The sequence below is a fragment of the Streptomyces hyderabadensis genome (genome assembly GCF_020404845.1).
GTDB lineage: Bacteria > Actinomycetota > Actinomycetes > Streptomycetales > Streptomycetaceae > Streptomyces > Streptomyces hyderabadensis.
Genome location: NZ_JAIOJZ010000017.1, coordinates 128119 through 147474, shown reverse-complemented (window position 1 = coordinate 147474; position 19356 = coordinate 128119). Strand labels below are relative to the sequence as shown.

Below are 19356 nucleotides of genomic sequence, written 5' to 3'. Positions count from 1 at the left end.
ACGAGTGGGCGTCCGCGCTCGCCTCCGGGGCAGTGTCCGCGCTCGCCTCCGAGCGGGCGTCCGCGGTCGGCTCCGGGTCCGCGTCGGACACCGGCGCCGCGGCCGAGGCCGCCTCCGGGGCGGCGTTCGCGCCGGAAGGGGCGTCGTCGGCGCCCTCGCCCTCGCCCGAGCCGGGACCCGCAGCGGCGGCAGGGGAACCCGCCACCCCACTCGATCCCGAGCCTCCGTCCGGCCTGGAGCCGGACACCTCGCCCGCGCCCGAGCCGGGGGCCGTGGCTGCGTCCGTGTCCGAGCCTGTGTCGGCGGCGGTGGCCGCGCCCGAGCCGGAGCCCGTGCCCGTGCCGGTGCTGGAGTCGGCGTCCGCGTCCGGCGTGGAGCCGGTGCCCGGGCCAGGGGCAGGAGCCGCATCCGGGTCTGCGTAGGCGGCGGTGCCCGCGCCCGTACCGGAGTCCGTGCCCGGGCCGGTGCTGGAGTCGCTGCCCGCGTCCGGCGCGGAACCTGCGTCTGCCCCCGTGTCAGAGGCCGAGCCCGTGTCGGAGCCGGGGGCCGGGTCCGTGCCCGGGCCGGTGCTGGAGTCGGCGCCCGCGCCCGGCGCGGAGCCTGCGTCAGAGGCCGAGCCTGCGTCGGAGGCCGAGCCGGTGTCCGCGCCGGGGGCGGTGGTCGTGTCCGTATCGGAGTCGGCGGCCGGGCCGGGAGTCTGCTCGGTGCTGTCGGCGTCCTGGGACGACGGGCGGGTGTCGGGGGCGGCGGGCCCGGACTTCCCGGTGGCGGCGGGACCGTCGTCCTCGGGGTGCGCAGCCGTGGCGGCTCGCTCACCGTCGGTCGTGTCCCGAGCGGGCTCCTCCGCGTCCTCCAGCCGCGCGTTGGCGGCGGCGCGCTCGTCCGCGGTGGCCACCCAGGCCGCGACCGCGTCCCTGAGCCGGCCGTCGTTCCCGGCGCCGGGCCCCGCGTCGGCCCCCTCGGCCGCGTCGGACTGCTCCGGGGAGGCGGACGGGTCCGACGACGCGCCGGCACCCCCGGACGTACCGTCGCCGTCCTCACCGCCGGAGGCCTCCGCCCCCGTCTCGCGGACCGACAGCACCCGGGTCGCCGTGTCGACGCCGCCGCGGGACCCGGCACCGGCCCCCGCGGAGCGCTCCCGTGCCACCGTCAGCCGCGGATCACGCCGCTCACTCGCCTCGGTCCTGGCTTCGGGAACCGGACCCGCGCTCCCCGACGTCGGTTCTTCCGACGACTCGTGCTGCTTCGACCTGTCGGGGGACTCGCCCGCCACCGATGCCTCCTCCATGCGCCGCACGTCCAGTGCGCGCTACCGAACCCGTACCGAAACCATTTACCAGTGTCCTGTGTACGGGTGGAACCCACGCGGAAGACGAGAACGACATACCTACTGGTTCCACTACGAAGCGGTCACGCACCCTCGACAGACCAATGTGAGAGGGGTCACCCTGTCTGTCATCCACGCGGGGAGGCATGGATGGGCAGGAGCCGCAGAACACTTCCGGAGGAGCTTCTGCTGCTGGCGTTGGACCCGACCACGGGTACCACCGCACAGCCGCAGTCGCTCGACCTCGGTCTGGCCGGAGCACAGCTGGTGGAGCTGGCGCTGGCCGGACGGATAGCCCCAGACGGGGATCGTATCGCCGTGGTGGCCCCACGGCCGACAGGAGATCCAACACTGGACTGCGCGTTGGAGTTGCTGCGAAGGCGCGGCGCTCCGGTACGGGCGGTCAACTGGATTGGCGGACCCCGCCTGGGGCTGCGCCAGACCTATCTCTCGCATCTGGAGCGATGCGGCATGGTGCATGCCGTGGAGGGCCAGATGTGCGGGGTGCTGCCGACGACTCGCTACCAGGCGACGGACACGGCGATCAGCAGGGAGATCAAGGCCCGGCTGGACTCGGCGATCCGCACCGGCGTCCCGCCGGACCCGCGGACCGCGGCGCTCGCCGCGCTGGCCCACGCGGTCGGACTCGGCAAGCACCTCTACCCGGGCAACGAAGGACGCTCGTCGCGGTCCCGGCTGCGGGACCTCATCCGGCACGACCCCATGGGCGGCCTGGTGGCGCACGCGGTGATGGACGTCCAGAACGGCGCCGCGGCACAGCCGCGCCGCAGTCCGGCCCCGGCCGGCCGCCAGGCCGCGGGACCGGGGGCCAGGTCCGCCCCGGAGCCCGCCCGCGGTGTTCCGGCGCAACCGCGCCACGGATCGATGGCGCGAGCGGTGGCCCACTAGCCCCACGAGCCCACCGCACGAAAGCACCGCCGCACCACAGCTCCACAGCTCCACAAGCACCGCCGTACCACCGCACCGCCGTACCGCCAGTCCCCAAGCCCGGTCACGGGAGCCGCAGGTCCGCGCGGGGCGGCGGAACCGACCGCGCGTCCGGCCCGCCCGGACCGCGGAAAGGTTCCGCCGCCCCGCGCGGCCGCATGGGAGAGTGGCGTCCCGAACTGGCGTGTACGCGGCGCATATCGACCGTTTCCCAGCGGTAGTAAGCACCTTGGTGGCAGTCTGCTCAGCAGCAGATACACAAAGTGGCAAGCATGAGTCACGCAGCCGGAGGTGCACGTCCCGTGGCGTCGAGTGTCAATCCCACCGTAAGGCGGCGTCGGCTGGGCCAGGAGCTGCGCCGGCTCCGGGAGCTCAAGGGCATGACGGCCGAGGAGGTCGCCGAGCGGCTGCTGGTCTCGCAGTCGAAGATCAGCCGCCTGGAGAACGGCCGGCGCAGCATCAGCCAGCGGGACGTCCGCGACCTGTGCGGGGTGTACGAGGTCGAGGACCAGCGGATCGTCGACTCGCTGATGCAGATGGCGAAGGACTCGCGCCAGCAGGGCTGGTGGCACGCCTTCGGGGACATCCCGTACAGCGTCTACATCGGCCTGGAGACCGACGCGGAGTCGCTGCGGACCTACGAACCCCAGATCATCACCGGCCTGTTGCAGACCCGGCCCTACGCCGAGGCCCTCATCCAGGGCGCGTTGCCCGAGACGTCCGTCGCCGACGTGGAGAAGCGGGTGCAGGTCCGCATACGGCGGCAGGAGCGCATCTCCGCCGACCACAACCCGCTGCGGCTGTGGGTGGTCCTGGACGAGGCCTGCCTGCGCCGGGTGGTGGGCAGCAAGCAGGTGATGCGGGAGCAGCTGGAGCACGTCGCCGAGATGTCGCAGCTGCCGCACATCACCGTGCAGGTGCTGCCCTTCGACGTCGGGGCGCACCCCGGCATCAACGGCCAGTACTCCATCCTGGAGTTCGCCGACACGGCCGACTCCAGCGTGGTGTACATCGAGGGCGTGACCAGCGACCTGTACCTGGAGAAGGCGCCGGACGTGCAGAAGTACACGGTGATGTACGAGCACCTGCGGGCCCAGGCCCTGAACGTGGAGCAGTCGCGGCAGCGCATCGAGGACGTGGCGAAGGAGTACGCGCGCTGAGCCGCTGAAGCCCGGGAAATCTGGCGAAGGCGGGATGTTACACCTCTGCCCCGATGTACTGGAAGAGTCGCCTGGAATATGCCATCCGGACGAGTGAATGGCTGCTCCGTACGGAGGGGCCAGCGAGTAGCGTCGATCACGCCAAAGATCAAACGTCATTGGCGTAAACCACACTCGCGACTCGCCATCGGAGCAGACATGGCAATTCTTCAGGGCGCCCAGGAATCGTGGACCAAGTCCTCCTACTCCGGAGGAAACGGCGCGTGCGTCGAGGTCCGGTCACCCCTCGTCGCGGCGCTCGCCGTCCGCGACTCCAAGGTGACCGACGGCCCGGTCCTCGCGTTCCCCGCCGACGCGTGGACCGCCTTCGTGACCTCGGTGAAGGAGTAACGCCGCCACGCTTCACCCGCCGGTACCACCGACGGAGCCCTCTCGACCAGTTCGCCGACCTTGCCGAGAGGGCGCCCGCCGGACCGGTTCAGCTCAGCTCACCGGGAACGCCACGTCGCACACCGGGTCCTCGGGACCCGCGGCGTCCCAGTCGGCGAAGTACACCTCGCGGCACGGCCCCGTCACCGTCAGACCCTGCGCGGCGATCCACTCCTCCACCGCCCCGAAGGCGGCCAGGATCTGCGGGTACGCCACCTGGGCCTTGGTGATCCGGGTGTAGGCCAGCCGCCCGGCCGGCTCCACCCGTACCCGCGTCTGCCACGCCCGCCCCCGCTCCTCGCTCCAGGCCCGCGCCGCCGCCTCGTCGGCGACCGGCACGCAGGACTCGGCCGGGCCGTCGCTCTCCATGGACACGTCCGAGTGGTAGACGACGTACGGCGCCGCCGTCACGCCCCCGCAGCTCCGGGCCGCCTCCTCCAGCCGCCCCAGCGAGGCACCGATCCAGGCCGGCAGCTCGCTCGCCAGCGTGTGCCGGGTCTCGCTGATCACCACCTGCCCGGGTACGTCCACCGTCTCGACCACGAACTTTCCGTACACGTCGCCATCCCTTCCGGTCAGCCGTCCACGGAGGTACTCGACGAGCGCGCGCTGCCCGGCCACCCGGGCCTCCACGTCCGCCCAGTAGACGTCGAGCAGACCGGCGGCCCGGTCGCCGTCCGCCCGGACCACCTCGGCGATCCGCGCGAGCGGCATGTCCAGCCGCCGCAGCAGGGCCACGAGCCGGGCGCGTTCGGCCTGTCCGGCGCGGTAGTAGCGGTAGCCGGTGGCCTCGTCCACGTGGGCGGGTGCCAGCAGACCCAGCCGGTCGTACAGCCGCAGTGCCTTGGCCGACAGCCGGGCGCGCGCCGCGAACGCGCCGATGGTCAGCAATTCGTCGTCGCGCACATCCCCCACCCGGTCACCCACGTCGTCGTCCTCCGTCACCGGGCGGCCGTTCCGCCCGGTGACGAGGACGCTCGGCCTTCCCCCAGGGGCAAGGTCAACCGGCGAGACGCTCCTCGACGGCCGCCACGACCTCGGCCGCCTCCGGCTCGGTCTGCGGGGAGAAGCGGGCGGCGACCTTGCCGTCCCGCCCGATCAGGAACTTCTCGAAGTTCCAGCGGACGTCCCCGCTGTGCCCCTCGGCGTCCGCGAAGCCCGTCAGCCGGTCGTACAGCGGATGCCGGCCCGCCCCGTTGACCTCGACCTTCTCGGTCATCGGGAAGGTCACCCCGTACGTCGCCGAGCAGAACTCGGCGATCTCGCCGGCGCTGCCCGGCTCCTGGCCCATGAACTGGTTGCAGGGCACGCCCAGCACGGTGAACCCCTGCTCCGCGTACCGCTCGTGCAGCCGCTCCAGGCCGGCGTACTGCGGGGTGAGTCCGCACTTGGAGGCCACGTTGACCACCAGCACGACCCGGCCGGCGTACTGGGCCAGGTCTGCCGACCCGCCCTGGAGGGCGCCGATCTCGACGTCGAGGGGGAGGCTGTCGTCGTTCCGTGTGTTCGGTGAGGTCGTCATGGACCGGATGCTAGTCCCGGCCCCGGTCCGCCCCCGCGCCGCCCGCCTCCACGAGCACCTCCCCGGCGGGTGTCCGGGAGTACAGCACCGAGCGGCCCGCGCGCCGCCGCTCCACCAGCCCCGCGTCGAGCAGCACCCGCAGATGCCGCCCGACCGATCCGAGGCCCTGCCCGGTCACGCCGACCAGCTGGCTGGTGCTCATGGGGGTGCCGAGCAGGGTCAGCACGCCCGCCCGGGCCGGTCCGAGCAGCGCGCCGAGGGCGGCGGGCACCCGCCGGGCACCGTCGTGAGCGAGGGCGCCCGCGCACGGGTAGACCACCGCGTACCGCTCGGGCTCCTGCCACGCCACCCAGCCGTGCCGCTGCGGAGTGATCGGCACCAGGACCAGCTCGGCCCCGGACAGCTCGCGCGGCGGATACGGGTTCAGGTTGATCTGGAGCCGGTTGTCGCCCAGCCAGCGGGTGCCGGGCCTGAGGGCGTCCAGCACCGTCGCCCAGCCGCCCCGGCTCACCTGCGCGGTCCGCGCGACGACGTCCGCCTCCAGGACCCGGCGGCGCCGGTCCCAGTCCGGCCGTACCGCCTGCGCCCAGACCTCCTCGAGGAGCGTGGCGGCCCGCTCCGGGAGGTCCTCGCGGTCCAGCGCCGCCGGGAGCGTGCCCCCCAGGGAGACGGCCAGGTCGGCGCGCGCCACCTCGGGCGGGGTCGCCCGGACCCGGGCGACGCCCTCCGCGAAGCTCTGGCCCTCGACGGGGGCCGGCGTGAGGAAGTCGGCGTTCCACTCCCGGCCCAGGCCCGCGGCCACCAGCAGCGCGTCCACCGGGTCGGCCGCCATGCGGCGCAGGTGGGCGGGCCGGTGGGCGGCCAGCCAGGCCCGCTCACCGGGATGCCCGGCCACTCCCGCGTGCAGCATCTTCAGACAGGCGAGCGTCTCGTCGAGCGGCGAGACGACGAAACGGCTGCGCGCGAGGGTGTCGGCGTTGATCTGCCACCAGCCCATGTGTCCCTCGTCCCGTTCCGCTCACCTTTCGCCTCCGCGCGAAACAATAACGGCCGCGCCCGGCACCGCCCCAGACTCCCCGGATGCCGGACACACCCCACAGCCCGTCCCCCAGCCCATCCGACAGCCCACCCCCCGACACACCACCCCGCAGGACCTACGCGAACCTCTTCCGCACCCCCGAGTTCGGTCCACTCTTCCTCTCCTCCTCCGCGCACATCGCCGCCCAGACCGTGAGCGGCCTCGCGCTCGGCACCCTGGTGTTCCGGGCGACCAACTCGCCGCTGCTGTCCGCGGTCAGCATGTTCGGACCGGCGCTCGCGCAGGTGCTGGGCGCCACCTTCTTCCTCTCCGGCGCCGACCGGCTGCCGCCGCGGGCGACGCTGGCGGGCCTCGCGCTCTCCTTCGCCGTCGCCACCGCCGCGCTCGCGCTGCCCGGTCTGCCGGTGTGGGGGATGCTCCTCATCGTCCTCGTCGAGGGGCTGATCGCCTCGCTCGGCGGCGGGGTCCGCTGGGGCCTGCTGACCGAGATCCTCGCCAAGGACGGGTACCTGACCGGGCGGTCGCTCTTCAACATGATGACCGGCCTCATGCAGATCGCCGGATACGCGGCCGGGGGCGTCCTGGTGACCCAGCTGTCGCCGCGTCTGTGCCTGCTGCTCGCGGCCGCCCTGTACGGCACGTCGGCCGCCCTCGCCCTGCGCCTGACCCGGCGCCCGCCGCGGGTCTCCGGCCGCCCCTCGGTCCGGGCCACCTGGCGGGCCAACGCCGCGCTCTGGTCCGCCCGTCCGCGCCGCCACGTGTACCTGGCCCTGTGGATCCCCAACGGCCTCGTCGTGGGCTGCGAGTCGCTGTTCGTCTCCTACGACCCGCGGGCCGCGGGCACGCTGTTCGCCTGCGGCGCGCTGGGCATGCTTGCCGGGGACGTGACGATCGGGCGGCTGCTGCCCGCCCGGCTGCGCCCGCGGCTCGGCATCCCGCTGCTGGTGCTGCTGGCGGCGCCGTACCTCGTCCTCTTCCTGCGGCCGTCGCTGCCGGTCGCGGGCGTACTGGTCGCCCTGGCGTCGGTCGGCTTCGGCGCGAGCCTGGTGCAGCAGGAGCGCCTGGTCGCCCTGACCCCCGAGGAACTCTCCGGGCACGCCCTCGGGCTGCACTCCGCGGGGATGCTCACCCTGCAGGGCGTCGCCGCGGTCCTGGCCGGCACGGTGGCCCAGGTCACCTCGCCGGCGACGGCCATGTCGGTGATGGCGCTCGGCTCGCTGGCGGTGACGCTCACGCTGACGGTGGCGAGCCGGCGGGACGCGCCGGACGGCGGGCTGCTGCCGACGCGGGCGGCGGTGCGGTCGGCGTGAGGTGCGCCGGGGCCGGGGTGACGTGCGGTCCGCGCGGCGTGCGGGTCCGGCGGGCGCGGCTCGGCCTCGATTGGGTTAAGGACCGCTCGCAAACTCCTGCGCGCTGCGGCCCTTGCCTAGGGTGAGAGGCTGGGGAGGGCGCCTGAGGACAGGGCGAGGGCGGCTCCTGAGCGCCGCGACACCGGAGTAGTCATGACCGTCAAGAAGCCGCCGTCCGGTTCCGCGGCAGTGCTTTCCTGGACGCCCGTCGCCGCCATGGCCGTGGTCGCCGTCGTCGACCTCACGATGGGCCCCGGCGTGGGGCTGCTGCCGCTGGTGTCGCTGGGCCCGGCCTTCGCCGGACTGGTCGGCGACTGGCGGCGCACCGCGGTGATCGGACTGGCCGCGCTGCTGCTCTGCGTCGGCCTCGGCCTGTACAACGGGCTCTTCGACCGTCCCCGCGGCTACACGGCCATGCTGTCGGTGGCCGGGGTCACCGGCGTCGGCATCGCGGCGGCCGTGATGCGCTCGCGCCGCGAGGCGGAGCTGGCCAGCGTCCGCTCGATCGCGGAGGTGGCCCAGCGGGTGCTGCTGCGCCCGGTGCCGCTGACCGCGGGCCCGCTGCACGCGGCCGTCTCGTACACCTCGGCCGTCGCCGAGGCCCGGATCGGCGGCGACCTGTACGAGGTGGTCGCCTCCCCGCACGGCGTCCGCGTGATCGTGGGCGACGTACAGGGCAAGGGCCTGGCCGCGGTGGAGACCGCGGCCCGGGTCCTCGGCGCCTTCCGGGAGGCGGCGTACGACGAGAAGGACCTGGTCAAGCTCGGCGAACGGCTGGAGCGCAGCGTCGCCCGGGAGCTGGAGGACGAGAAGTTCGTGACGGCGATCCTCGCCGAGATCGGCTACGACCACCAGGTCGTCCTCCTCAACTACGGCCACCCGGCGCCGTTGCTCGTCCACGGCGACGGCACCGCCGACTTCCCGGAACCGCCCGCGTACGCCCTCCCGCTGGGCCTGGCCGCGCACGGCGGCCCCGGTCCCGCCCCCTTCCCGGTGCCGTTCCGTCCCGGCGACCAACTGCTCCTGTACACCGACGGCGTCACCGAGGCCCGGGACGACCGGGGCGGCTTCTACCCGCTCGCCGAACGCGCCCACCTCCTGAAGGACCCCGACGTCCACCGCGCCCTGGAGGCCCTGCGCGAGGACCTCGTACGGCATGCGGCGGGACCCCACCACGACGACGCGGCGATGCTGCTGCTGCGCTACCAGGGAGGGGACGGCGGCACCCCCGTCACCCTGGACGCCCCGGCGTGACGGCGGTCAGGCGCGGCGCGCACCCGCCGACGCCATGCCGAGCCAGGTGTGCGGGTTGCCCTCCCAGCACCAGCCGAGCTTCGGGGCGCGCTTGCTGATCCAGAGCGCCGGGACCCGGCGGTCGCCGCACCGTGAACCGCCCAGCGAGAAGCACTTGTTCTTGACCAGGACCTCGGGGACATGGGTCAGCAGCGCGACGCCCTCCTCGACGGTGAGCGGCGTACGGCCCCGCTCCGCGACGGTGGCCAGCGCGTCGCCCGGCACCACCCCGCAGAACTCCTCCCCGCGCTCGACGTCGAACAGCAGGTGGACGCCGTCCCGTCCGGGCGGGCGGGTCGGTCCGGTGGCGACGAACCGTTCCAGGGAGCCCGGTTCGAAGCTGCGGTCGACGAAGCCGGGCAGCCGCCCGCCGTGCAGGGTGGTCAGCGGCATCGTCCCCTCGACCGGGGCGAGTTCGCGCCCGACGACCAGGACGAAGGGCACCCGCCCGGTGACCGCGGGGTCGCCTCCCGCGTACCCCGCCCGGTCCGTGCGGGCCACGGCCTCGGCCCGCAGCGGCGCCACCAGTGCGGCGAAGTCCTCGGGGGAGCGGCCGGACAGCGCCGGGTAGCCGAGCGCGACGAGGGTGCGGACCTGCCGGTCGAACTCGGCGGCGGCGTCGAAGGCGGGGGAGTGCGTCGAGTCGGTCAAGCGGATGCTTCCTTCCCTGGGGCCTGGATCCGGGGCCGGCGCCTGGGCTTTCGTGCCCGGCCGCCTGGTTGCTTCGGTGGTCAGGGGCGCTCCTTCGCCGCGATGGCCTCGATCTCCGCGGGGGTGCCCGACATGATCGTCCGCACGTGGCGGGTGACCAGCTCGACCGGCCAGTCCCACCACGCGGCCCGGCGCAGCCGCGCGACGTCCTCGGCGTCGTACCGGGTCCGGAGGGGCCGGGCCGGGCTGCCGCCGACCACGGCGTACGGCGGTACGTCGGCGGTGACGAGCGACCCGGCGGCGATGATGGCGCCGTCCCCGATGCGCACGCCGGGCATGACGGTGGCGCCGTAGCCGAACCACACGTCGTTGCCGACGACGGTGTCGCCGCGGCTGGGCATGCCGGTGACCAGGTCGAGGGTGGCCTCGCCCCAGGCGCCGCCGAACATGGTGAACGGGAACGTCGACACGCCCATGGTGGGGTGCTCGGCCCCGGCCATCAGGAACCGGGTGCCGGTGGCGATCGCGCAGTACTTGCCGATGATCAGCCGCTCCGGGCCGTAGGCGTAGAGCACGTTGCGGGTCTCGAAGGCGGTGGCGTCGTCGGGGTCGTCGTAGTACGTGAAGTCGCCCACCTGGATGCGCTCGTCCGTGACGAGCGGCTTGAGGAGGACGACGCGCGGGTGCTGCGCGAGGGGGTGCAGTACACCGGGGTCGGGAATGTCACCCGCGCCGGGCGCGGGGCCGGGGGCGGCATCGGTCGTCGGGTCGGTGGTGGGGGCGGGTGTCGGGTCGGTCGTGGGGTCGGGGGTGTGGTCGGACGTGGGGTCGGTCAAGAGGGGACCTCGATCCTGGCCAGGGAGCCGGTTTCCAGGGCGCACCACAGGGCGCCGTCGTGTACGGCGATGCCGTGCGGTTCGCTGTCGGCGCGGGAGAGCGCGTACGAGGCGATGCGGCCGTCGACGGTGATCCGGCCGACCCGGCCACTGCCCCACTCGGTGAACCACAGCGCCCCGTCGGGCCCCGCCGTCACCGCGTGCGGCCGGGCTCCGGGGTCGGCGAGCGGATACTCGGTGATGTCGCCGGCCACGGTGATCCGGCCGATCCGCCCGGCCCCGATCTCGGTGAACCACAGGGCGCCGTCGGGCCCCGCGGTGATGCCCACCGGCGCGGCGCCCTCCGTCGGCAGCGGGTAGGCGGTGCCGTGGCCGTCGGTGGTCAGCCGGCCGACGGCGTTGCCCTGGTTGAGCGTGCACCACAGGGCGCCGTCCGGACCGGCCGTGAGAGCGGACGGGAAGGCGCCGGGCGCCGCGTACTCGGTGACCTCGCCGTCCGCCGTGACCCGGCCGACGCGGTCGGCCGAGGAGAGCGTGAACCACATGGCCCCGTCGGGACCCGCCGCGATCCCGAACGGTCCGCCCTCGGGGGTGAGCGGCTCGAAGGAGGAGTAGTCGCCCTCCGGGGTGATCCGGCCGATGCGGTGCGTCCGGTACTCGGTGAACCACAGGGCGCCGTCCGGACCCGCCGCGACCACGGTCGGCCCGTCGCCGACCGGATGGACGGTGACCCGTCCGTCGTCCGGGTCCCTGCGGCCGACGGCACCCCGGTGGACGAGGGTGAACCACAAGGCGCCGTCCGGTCCCTCGGTGAGCGCGTAGGGACCGGCGTCCGCGTCGCTCACGGTGAACTCCCGTACGGAGTCGGTGTCGTACCTCTCGTTGAATTCATTCATCGGGGGTAACTTTACTCAGAGGCGATCCTGCTAATCAACATAATTTTGCTACGGAGGTAAGATTTTCTCCATGGACGTGAACGACACCCCTCCGGCACCGGGCCTGCGCGAGGCCAAGAAGCGCGAGACCCGGCAGCTGATCTCCGACCGGGCCACCGGGCTCTTCATCGAGCGCGGCTTCGAGCACACGACGATCGCCGAGATCGCCGACGCCGCCCGAGTCGCCAAGAAGACGGTGACGAACTACTTCCCGCGCAAGGAGGACCTGGCCCTGGACCACCAGGAGGAGTTCGTCGCCACCCTGGCCGCCACCGTGACGGCCCGCGGACCCGGCGAGACCCCCCTGACCGCCCTGCGCGACTCCTTCCTGGCGTCCGTGGCGGCCCAGGACCCGGTGGCGGGCTTCGCCGGCCAGGCCTTCACCCGCATGATCGCCGACAGCCCCACCCTCACCTCCTGCCTGCGCGGCCTCCACGACCGCAGAGAGGAGGCCCTGGCCGCAGCCCTGGCCGACACCACGGACGCCCCACCCGACGACATCACCCCCCGCACCGTCGCGGCCCTCCTCGGCGGGGTCCACCGCGTCCTGTTCACCCGCATCCAGGAACTGACCCTGGCGGGGCGCACCAACCACGAGATCGCCGAAGTGCTGGCACGGGAGGCCCCGCGCGCCTTCGACCTGCTCACCCCGGCCCTCGCGGAGTACGGGCGCCGCGCCTAGCGGGCTGTCGTACGGCGGTCGGCTACGGCCCGGCGCGACGGCGGGAGTTGAGGCGGGCCGCCTGGCGCGTCAGGTGGTCGCGTTCGGCCAGGTCGGGCGCCTTGTGGGCCGCCTCGGCATACAGCCGCGCCGCCGTGTCCAGGTCGCCGTCGCGCTCGTGCAGGTACGCCGCCACCGCGGTGTGACGGGGCAGGGTGTCGTCCAGCGCGGCCAGTTCCGCCAGCCCGGCGCGCGGTCCGTCTGCCTCCCCGACGGCGACCGCGCGGTTGAGCCGGACGACGGGGTTGTCGGTCAGGCGCACGAGTTCGTCGTACCACTCCACGATCTGCACCCAGTCGGTCTCCTGGGCGGTGGGCGCGTCGGCGTGCAGGGCGGCGACGGCGGCCTGCGCCTGGAACTCGCCCAGCCGGTCCCGGGCGAGCGCCGCCTGGAGGATCCGCACCCCCTCGGCGATGGACACGGTGTCCCACCGGCCGCGGTCCTGCTCGGCGAGCGGCACCAGGGAGCCGTCGGGCGCGGTACGGGCGGCGCGCCGCGCGTGGTGGAGCAGCATCAGCGCCAGCAGCCCCGCCACCTCGGGGTGGTCGACCGAGGCCGCGAGCTGCCGGGTGAGCCGGATCGCCTCGGCGGCGAGGTCGACGTCACCGGAGTACCCCTCGTTGAAGACCAGGTAGAGCACGCGCAGCACGGTGGCGACGTCGCCGGGCCGGTCGAAGCGGACGCCGGACACGGTGCGCTTGGCCCGGCTGATCCGCTGCGCCATGGTCGCCTCGGGCACCAGGTAGGCCCGGGCGATCTGCCGGGTGGTGAGCCCGCCGACGGCGCGCAGGGTGAGCGCGACGGCCGAGGACGGGGTCAGCGAGGGGTGCGCGCAGAGGAAGTAGAGCTGGAGCGTGTCGTCCACGTCGGGCGCCGGACCGGGGGCCGGTTCCTCCTCGACCCGGTCCTCGCGCCGCCGGCGGGCGGTGTCGGCGCGGGTCGCGTCGAGGAACCGCCGCCAGGCCACGGTGACCAGCCACCCCTTCGGGTCCCGCGGCGGCTCGGCCGGCCAGGTGCGGACCGCCTCGACCAACGCGTCCTGGACCGCGTCCTCGGCCGCCGCGAAGTCGGCTCCGCGGCGGACGAGGACGGTCAGCACGCCGGGGGTGAGGCTCCTGATCAGGGCCTCGTCCATCGCCGAGGTCACTCCGTGACGGTCGGGGACGCGACCAGGAAGGGCCGCAGCTCCAGCCACTCGTGGATCGGCTTCCCGCCCGCACCCGGGGCGGCGGACAGCTCCCCGGCCAGCTCGACGGCGCGCTCGTAGCTGTCGACGTCGATCACCATCCAGCCCGCGATCAGGTCCTTGGTCTCCGCGAATGGCCCGTCGGTGACCGGCGGCCTCCCCTCACCGTCGTACCGGACCCACGTCCCCTCGGGGGCCAGGGCCTGCCCGTCGACGAACTCGCCGGTCTTCTCGAGCCGGTCCGCGAAGTCCTGCATGTACTGCATGTGCGCGGAGATCTCCTCCGGCGTCCACTGGTCCATCGGCGCGCAGTTGACCGGCTCCGGGGCGCCCCGGTAGTGCTTGAGCAGCAGGTACTTGGCCATGATGCGTCTCCTAGGTGCTGGTGCGGCCCATTGTGGCCTCGTTCACCCCTGGGACGGAGCGGGACGCGCGTTCTCGACACGGCGGGACGGCCGGGCGGAAATTTTTTCCGGGAGCCCCCTCAGCCCTCCGCCGGTGCCGCCGCCGAGACCTCTCGCAGCACCCCTTCGACGCCGTGCAGGAAGGTCTCGGACACCAGCTCCGGGTCGAAGAGGCACCCCGCCGCCATCGCACCGTCCCGGAGCATGACGAGGTGCCGGCCGGCGGCGTCGGCGGGCCCGCCGGGCTCGTCGCCGACCCGCGCCAGCAGCTCCGTGACGGTGTCCAGGAACCACTGCCGGTGGGCCAGCACCGCGCGGTGCACCGGATGGGCGGGGTCGGGGTACTCGGCCACGGCGTTGAGGAAGGCACAGCCGCGGAAACCGGGGGACCGGATCCCGTCGACGATGGACCGGGCGACGGCCCGGACCTGCCCGGCGGCCGAGGGAGTACTGCCCACGGCCGCGGCCACCTGCTCGCGGATCCCCCGGTCGGCCTGGTCGAGGTAGGCGAGGACGAGGTCCTCCTTGCCCGCGAAGTGCCGGTACAGCGTGGCCCGGGTGACCTGCGCCTCGGCGGTGATCCGGTCGATGCCGACGGAGTGGATCCCTTCGGCGTAGAAGATCTTCGTGGCCGTGCCGAGCAGGCGGGCTCGCGCGGCGGAGGTGGGGCGGGCTTCTGCGCTCGGGCTCATGGGGTCACCGTATCAAGGGGGTGAGGTAGAACGTTCGGTCTTGACAGGGGGTGGGGGGAGGCCGTTGACTGCATGACGAGACCGAACGTTCTACCTCATCGCGAGATCCCATCGCATGCCGTTGCTGGATGCCCTTGCTGGGTGCCCTTGCTGGGTGCCCGCCGCATCGCTGCGGGCACCACCGGCGCATGCCTCCCCTCACCCGCCTCACCGAAAGGCACCCTCGTGGACACCGTCGTCGCCGCACCGCCCGCCAGCGTCCCCGCCACCCTCCGGAAGCTGTACTTCCTCCGCTTCGCGTTCGCCGCCGTCTGGGCCGCCCTGCTCTTCACCACCGCCGACGAGCTGGGCCCGCTGAGCACGACACTGCTGCTCGTCTACCCGCTGTTCGACGTGGCGGCAGCGGTCGTCGACGTCCGGTCGGCGAAGGCGAACGGCGGCCCGGTCGCACCCCTGTACGCCAACATCGCGATCAGCTCCCTGACCGTTCTCGCCCTCGCCCTCGCCGCGACCTCCGGCATCCCGGCCGTCCTGCGCGTCTGGGGCGCGTGGGCCGTCACCGCCGGAATCGTCCAGCTCGTCGTGGGTGCCGTGCGCCGCCGGCTGGGCGGGCAGTGGCCGATGATCGTCAGCGGCGCCATCTCGACGCTCGCCGGCATCTCGTTCGTCACGCAGGCCGGCGCCGACGACCCGACGCTGAGCAGCCTGGCGGGCTACGCCTTCCTCGGCGGCGTCTTCTTCCTGGCCTCCGCCCTCCGCCTGACCCGCGGGGCACGGCCGGTGGCCTGAGCGGGGGCGGTGTGACTGCGTACCGGTCGAGCACTCGCGCTCACGGCGCGGAGGCGACGGCCTGCCTGGCGACGGAGTGCGGGAATCCGGGTTGTCCGGCAGCGGTCGGCCCAGGAAGATCGTCGTCCGTGCGCCTCAACGAACTCAACGCCCACGAACGCCGGTTGTGGGACGCCTTCCCGCAGGGCCGCCGCGTCGACGTCTCCGACGCCCCCGATCCGGCGGCCCCGGCGGCCCCGGTGATCCGCTCCGACGTCATAGCGGCCCTGCTGCTGGGCGCCCACGCCGAGCCCACCCCCGGCGACCGCCCCGCACTGCGGCTGACCGGGGCGCACATCACGGGCCGCCTGGACCTGGGGTTCACCGACGTCGCGGCACCGGTCCACCTGACGGACTGCCGCTTCGACGAGGCACCGCTGCTGCCGGGCGCCCGGACCCGCCAACTGGTCATGACGGACTGCACCCTGCCCGGACTGGTGGCCGACACGGCGCAGATCGACGGGCGCCTGGTCCTTGCCCGCTGCCGCCTGACGGGCCCCCTGAACCTCAACCGTACGCAGATCAACGGCGACCTGGACCTGCGGGACACGGCGGTCGGCTTCCCCGAGGGCGAGGCCATATCGGCCGTCCACGCCCACGTCGGCGGCGACGCACTGTGCACGAACCTGGCCGTCAAGGGGAGCTTCCGGCTGTCCGGCGCGTCCATAGACGGTGAATTCGACCTGGAGGGCGCCGCGCTCCGCGCCCCCGGTGGTCACGCCCTGGACGCCTACCACGTGCGTATCACCGAGGACTTCACCTGCCACCCCGGTTTCAGCGCCGAGGGCCGGATCATCCTCTCCGGAGCCACGGTCGCGGCGGCCATCGGCTTCTGCGGCGCCCGGCTGAGCAACCCCGGCGACATCGCCCTGGAGGCGGTCGACGTCACGGTCGCCCGCAACTTCGACCTGGGGCTCGGACTCACGGTCGACGGCGCGGTGAAACTCGACGGCACACACGTCGGTACGGAACTGAGCTTCCGCGACACCGAACTGACCCACCCGGACGGCACCGCCCTGTCCCTGCGGGCGACCCAGGCACGGGAAACGGACCTCCGCACCCGCGGACCGATCCACGGAGCGGTCGACGCACGCAACGCCCGGCTGGGCACCCTCCACGACGCCCAGGACACCTGGCCCACCGACCTCCGCCTGGCCGAGGCGACGTACGACGCCCTCGCCGCACCGCTCCCCGCAGCGGAACGAGTCCGCTGGATCCGCCGCACGACCGACGGCTACCTCCCCCAGCCCTACGAGCAACTGGCGGCGACCTACCGCCGTCTCGGCCACGAGGACGAGGCCCGCACGGTCCTCCTGGCCAAACAGCGCCACCGCCGCACCACCCTCCCCCCGCACATCCGACTCTGGGGCCACGTCCAGGACCTCTGCGTCGGCTACGGCTACCGCCCCCTGCGCGCCGGCCTGTGGCTCCTCGCCCTGCTCGCCTGCGGAGCCCTGTACTTCGCCCTGCACACCCCCGCCCCCCTCGATCCCGGCAAGGCCCCGCCCTTCAACGCCGTCTTCTACACCCTCGACCTCCTCGTCCCGATCATCACCTTCGGCCAGGACAACGCCTTCGCCCCACGCGGCACCGGCCAGTGGCTGTCCTACGCCCTGATCGCCTCCGGCTGGATCCTGGCCACGACGGTCACGGCGGGCGTCTCCCGCGCGGTGACCCGCCAGTGACGGAGCGCAGCCCCGACCCGCTGCCGGGTGACAGCCGAGGCCGACGGGTTTCGGGGTGCTCCGGATTTCGATCACGGCGTCGGAGCGCGTACGGAAAACTCCTGTGCGTCGGCTCGCGCCCCTCTGCGATCATCCACGGATGGCGCACAGTCTCGAATCGCTGGTCATCCGGCACACCCACCGCCTTCCTTCTCCCGAGGGGTCTGCCGGGGAAGGCGCCACCGCCGCACGACAGTTCGACGCGGCGCTGACGACTGTGGGCTTCAAGCTCTCGGCCGAGCTGCTGGCGCGGCTGTCAGGGCTGTCCGAGGCCGCTGTCGTGCACACCGCCAGACGAACGCTGCGCACCGTGAGCGAGATGGTGGGCGACCAGGTCCGGCACAACTCCTACTTCATCGACTTCCCGGCGAACGTGCCGGACACCGAAGACTTCTGGATGCGGTGCGTGACGAAGGCGCTCGGTGACGACACGTCGCGCGAGAGTGTGCTGGCGCAGCTGAGGCACGGGGTGCTGGACCTGCTCAGCCTCCCCACGTACGGCCGCTACCAGCACACCTACGAGGAGATGCTCGCGGCCCACGATGAGCTGATCGCCTCGGCGGGTGACCGGGTGACCGCCCTGCACCTCGGGCGGGGCCTGGACGACGAACTCACCGATCTCTACCTGGCCTTGGCGGGCAGCACGACGCCACTGGGCGAGGACGACCTGCGCGACCTCAAGACCCTCGCGGAGCAATGCGCGCTCGGCCCGCAGCCGACCTCGATCCCCGTCCGGGAGAACCGGGCGGTCGTCAACGAGGCCCGGCTCGGCGTCGGCGCAGACCTCCTGCTGGACACCGTCACCGATGTGCTGCGTCTGGCCTGCGCACTGTCGGACGGCGATGTGACGCTCCGGGAGCCGACCCGGTTCCGGGCGCTGTCGCGGCCGGCGCGCCGGGGACTGCTCGCGGGCCTCGACGCGGTGGTCGCGGCTAACCCGGCGAAGCTCGCCGATGTGCACGCGCACCGGGAGCCCTTCAAACGGCTCGGTGAGCGGCTCCATCCCCACGAGTACCCGCGCTGGCCGCACGCCGCCGACGTGTTCGCCGTCGCGCGGGGCGAGAAGGAGGCGCGGTCCTTCGACAGCCGCGTCGAGCAGCTGCTCGACGAGTTCGACGCCACCGGTGCGGTGAGGCTGCTCAAGTCCGCTCCCGGGAAGCTGTTCCGCGCCCTGGACCTGCTGCTGCGGATCGCCGCCGACCAGGAGGAGCGGGATGCGGTGGTGGCCGCGGCGGTGGAGGTCGCCCCCGAGGTCTCCGGCCGGGTCGTCCTCTCGGTCCGTGAACACTTCCACAACCGCGAACGGGAGACCGACACACCCCGCATCTTCGTCAACCGCCGGGGCCGCGCCTGGGTGACCCCCGACACCCGGCCCCCGGTACCGGCCGCCGACCGCGACCGTCTGATCACCGCCCTCGACGCCGAGATCCGCCGTCGGCTCCCGGCGCCGGGCCGGCTGTTGCTCGACCCCGACGTCCTCGACGTGGCGCTCCCGCTCAGTGGCAGGGCGGCCGCGGCCGGGTTCGGCGTACTGCCGCGGGGGTCGGTCTCGGCGGTCGACGGTGAACTGCTGCGCTTCTTCGTGTATTGGAAGGAGAGCAGGGAGCGGACCGACTACGACCTGTCGGCCCTGCTGCTGCACAGCGACTACAGCACCGACTCCTGGCTTTCCTACACCGCCCTCACCGCCGTCGGGGGTGAGCACTCGGGCGATGTCACCGAGGCACCCGACGGAGCTTCGGAGTTCATCAACCTGTCCCTGGACCGCGTGCGCGGCACGTTCATCGTGCCGCAGGTCAACATCTACGCGGGAGAAGGCTTCGAGGAGGTCGAGGAGTCGTTCTTCGGGTTCATGCTGCGCGAAGGTGAGCGGAAGGGCCGCCCGTTCGAGCCGCGTACGGTGCGGATGAAGTCGGATCTGCGGGGGACGGGTCGTGTGGCGCTGCCCCTGGTCTTCCAGCGCGGCGACGACGGCAGGTGGCGTGCGAAGTGGCTGCACCTCTACCTGAAGGGCATCTCGGTGGCGAACCGGGTCGAGGAGAACCAGGCGTCGGTGTCCAAGGTGGTGCGTGCCCTCGTGGAGCGCGAGCAGCTGACGATCGGGTACCTGGTCGACCTGATGTCCGACGACACCACGGTCATGGACCTGTGGGACGGCGAGCAGGTCCCGGACGAGCCCGTGACGTACATCGGCCTCGAACGTCCCGAGGGACTGCACGAAGACTCCCGGATCATCACCCTCGAAAACCTGCGCGACTTGATCCCGGGCTGAGTGCTAGCGTTGCCCACGGCGAGGCCATGAAGGGGCTTCC

18 protein-coding genes and 1 pseudogene are annotated in these 19356 nt (G+C 73.2%); 9 read left to right on the top strand and 10 right to left on the bottom strand.

What is annotated here, in order from left to right; all coding sequences use genetic code 11:
• Positions 1-1288: pseudogene (locus K7854_RS15975) on the bottom strand (hypothetical protein); the annotation flags it as partial.
• 189 nt (positions 1289-1477) lie between these two features.
• Here K7854_RS15975 and K7854_RS15970 point away from each other — a divergent pair.
• The 3 genes from K7854_RS15970 to K7854_RS15960 all read left to right on the top strand — a co-directional run bounded on the left by K7854_RS15970 (position 1478) and on the right by K7854_RS15960 (position 3825).
• Positions 1478-2236 carry a GOLPH3/VPS74 family protein gene (locus K7854_RS15970; RefSeq protein ID WP_226027155.1) on the top strand — a complete coding sequence of 253 codons (759 nt, stop codon included), beginning with the start codon at positions 1478-1480 and terminating at the stop codon, positions 2234-2236.
• A 341-nt stretch (positions 2237-2577) separates the two neighbouring features.
• Entirely contained in the window at positions 2578-3435 is an 858-nt protein-coding gene (locus K7854_RS15965) for a helix-turn-helix domain-containing protein (protein ID WP_226027154.1), read from the top strand.
• A 198-nt stretch (positions 3436-3633) separates the two neighbouring features.
• Positions 3634-3825, top strand: coding sequence for a DUF397 domain-containing protein (locus K7854_RS15960; RefSeq protein ID WP_226027153.1), 192 nt, complete (start codon positions 3634-3636; stop codon positions 3823-3825).
• 93 nt (positions 3826-3918) lie between these two features.
• Here K7854_RS15960 and K7854_RS15955 read toward each other — a convergent pair whose 3' ends face one another.
• Genes K7854_RS15955 through K7854_RS15945 form a run of 3 tightly spaced genes read right to left on the bottom strand, consistent with a single transcriptional unit; the run spans position 3919 to position 6383 of the window.
• A complete protein-coding gene (locus K7854_RS15955; protein ID WP_226027152.1) occupies positions 3919-4809 on the bottom strand; it encodes a MerR family transcriptional regulator in 891 nt (296 codons plus the stop codon).
• A gap of 55 nt (positions 4810-4864) precedes the next feature.
• Positions 4865-5386: a glutathione peroxidase gene (locus K7854_RS15950; protein ID WP_226027151.1), complete on the bottom strand. Its 522-nt coding sequence runs from the start codon at positions 5384-5386 to the stop codon at positions 4865-4867.
• A 10-nt stretch (positions 5387-5396) separates the two neighbouring features.
• Complete coding sequence (locus K7854_RS15945; RefSeq protein WP_226027150.1) at positions 5397-6383, bottom strand: ArsR/SmtB family transcription factor; 987 nt, start codon at positions 6381-6383, stop codon at positions 5397-5399.
• A gap of 83 nt (positions 6384-6466) precedes the next feature.
• Here K7854_RS15945 and K7854_RS15940 point away from each other — a divergent pair, with 83 nt between their 5' ends.
• Together K7854_RS15940 and K7854_RS15935 are read left to right on the top strand one after the other, a co-directional pair.
• On the top strand, positions 6467-7735 hold the full coding sequence (locus tag K7854_RS15940; RefSeq protein ID WP_226027149.1) for an MFS transporter: 1269 nt from the start codon (positions 6467-6469) through the stop codon (positions 7733-7735).
• A gap of 192 nt (positions 7736-7927) precedes the next feature.
• A complete protein-coding gene (locus tag K7854_RS15935) occupies positions 7928-9028 on the top strand; it encodes a PP2C family protein-serine/threonine phosphatase (RefSeq protein ID WP_226027148.1) in 1101 nt (366 codons plus the stop codon).
• Between the two features lie 6 nt (positions 9029-9034).
• Here the strand turns inward: K7854_RS15935 and K7854_RS15930 are convergent, their stop codons facing one another.
• From K7854_RS15930 to K7854_RS15920, 3 genes are all read right to left on the bottom strand, one after another.
• Positions 9035-9718, bottom strand: a complete 684-nt coding sequence (locus K7854_RS15930; RefSeq protein WP_226027147.1) for a DUF5701 family protein — start codon at positions 9716-9718, stop codon at positions 9035-9037.
• An 80-nt stretch (positions 9719-9798) separates the two neighbouring features.
• On the bottom strand, positions 9799-10440 hold the full coding sequence (locus K7854_RS15925; RefSeq protein ID WP_226027167.1) for a CatB-related O-acetyltransferase: 642 nt from the start codon (positions 10438-10440) through the stop codon (positions 9799-9801).
• Between the two features lie 110 nt (positions 10441-10550).
• Positions 10551-11450 (bottom strand): Vgb family protein, encoded by a 900-nt coding sequence (locus tag K7854_RS15920; RefSeq protein ID WP_226027146.1) that lies wholly within the window; start codon positions 11448-11450, stop codon positions 10551-10553.
• Positions 11451-11520: 70 nt separating this feature from the next.
• On the opposite strand from K7854_RS15920, the gene K7854_RS15915 reads away from it, so the two are divergent.
• Positions 11521-12171 carry a TetR/AcrR family transcriptional regulator gene (locus K7854_RS15915; RefSeq protein ID WP_226027145.1) on the top strand — a complete coding sequence of 217 codons (651 nt, stop codon included), beginning with the start codon at positions 11521-11523 and terminating at the stop codon, positions 12169-12171.
• A gap of 22 nt (positions 12172-12193) precedes the next feature.
• Here the strand turns inward: K7854_RS15915 and K7854_RS15910 are convergent, their stop codons facing one another.
• The 3 genes from K7854_RS15910 to K7854_RS15900 all read right to left on the bottom strand — a co-directional run bounded on the left by K7854_RS15910 (position 12194) and on the right by K7854_RS15900 (position 14492).
• On the bottom strand, positions 12194-13345 hold the full coding sequence (locus tag K7854_RS15910) for an RNA polymerase sigma factor (protein WP_226027166.1): 1152 nt from the start codon (positions 13343-13345) through the stop codon (positions 12194-12196).
• A gap of 8 nt (positions 13346-13353) precedes the next feature.
• On the bottom strand, positions 13354-13761 hold the full coding sequence (locus K7854_RS15905) for a YciI family protein (RefSeq protein ID WP_226027144.1): 408 nt from the start codon (positions 13759-13761) through the stop codon (positions 13354-13356).
• A gap of 119 nt (positions 13762-13880) precedes the next feature.
• Positions 13881-14492, bottom strand: a complete 612-nt coding sequence (locus K7854_RS15900) for a TetR/AcrR family transcriptional regulator (protein WP_226027143.1) — start codon at positions 14490-14492, stop codon at positions 13881-13883.
• Positions 14493-14717: 225 nt separating this feature from the next.
• On the opposite strand from K7854_RS15900, the gene K7854_RS15895 reads away from it, so the two are divergent.
• The 3 genes from K7854_RS15895 (at position 14718) to K7854_RS15885 (ending at position 19316) form a co-directional block, all read left to right on the top strand.
• Complete coding sequence (locus K7854_RS15895) at positions 14718-15281, top strand: hypothetical protein (protein ID WP_226027142.1); 564 nt, start codon at positions 14718-14720, stop codon at positions 15279-15281.
• 128 nt (positions 15282-15409) lie between these two features.
• Positions 15410-17005 (top strand): oxidoreductase, encoded by a 1596-nt coding sequence (locus tag K7854_RS15890; RefSeq protein WP_226027141.1) that lies wholly within the window; start codon positions 15410-15412, stop codon positions 17003-17005.
• Positions 17006-17144: 139 nt separating this feature from the next.
• Positions 17145-19316: a TerD family protein gene (locus tag K7854_RS15885; RefSeq protein ID WP_226027140.1), complete on the top strand. Its 2172-nt coding sequence runs from the start codon at positions 17145-17147 to the stop codon at positions 19314-19316.
• Positions 19317-19356: the final 40 nt, after the last annotated feature.

Coding starts and splice junctions, on each gene's coding strand:
- K7854_RS15960 (WP_226027153.1), top strand. CDS start 3,634: ATGGCAATTCTTCAGGGCGCCCAGGAATCGTGGACCAAGTCCTCCTAC.
- K7854_RS15935 (WP_226027148.1), top strand. CDS start 7,928: ATGACCGTCAAGAAGCCGCCGTCCGGTTCCGCGGCAGTGCTTTCCTGG.
- K7854_RS15900 (WP_226027143.1), bottom strand. CDS start 14,492: ATGAGCCCGAGCGCAGAAGCCCGCCCCACCTCCGCCGCGCGAGCCCGC.
- K7854_RS15970 (WP_226027155.1), top strand. CDS start 1,478: ATGGGCAGGAGCCGCAGAACACTTCCGGAGGAGCTTCTGCTGCTGGCG.
- K7854_RS15945 (WP_226027150.1), bottom strand. CDS start 6,383: ATGGGCTGGTGGCAGATCAACGCCGACACCCTCGCGCGCAGCCGTTTC.
- K7854_RS15915 (WP_226027145.1), top strand. CDS start 11,521: ATGGACGTGAACGACACCCCTCCGGCACCGGGCCTGCGCGAGGCCAAG.
- K7854_RS15950 (WP_226027151.1), bottom strand. CDS start 5,386: ATGACGACCTCACCGAACACACGGAACGACGACAGCCTCCCCCTCGAC.
- K7854_RS15885 (WP_226027140.1), top strand. CDS start 17,145: ATGGCGCACAGTCTCGAATCGCTGGTCATCCGGCACACCCACCGCCTT.
- K7854_RS15920 (WP_226027146.1), bottom strand. CDS start 11,450: ATGAATGAATTCAACGAGAGGTACGACACCGACTCCGTACGGGAGTTC.
- K7854_RS15940 (WP_226027149.1), top strand. CDS start 6,467: ATGCCGGACACACCCCACAGCCCGTCCCCCAGCCCATCCGACAGCCCA.
- K7854_RS15905 (WP_226027144.1), bottom strand. CDS start 13,761: ATGGCCAAGTACCTGCTGCTCAAGCACTACCGGGGCGCCCCGGAGCCG.
- K7854_RS15910 (WP_226027166.1), bottom strand. CDS start 13,345: ATGGACGAGGCCCTGATCAGGAGCCTCACCCCCGGCGTGCTGACCGTC.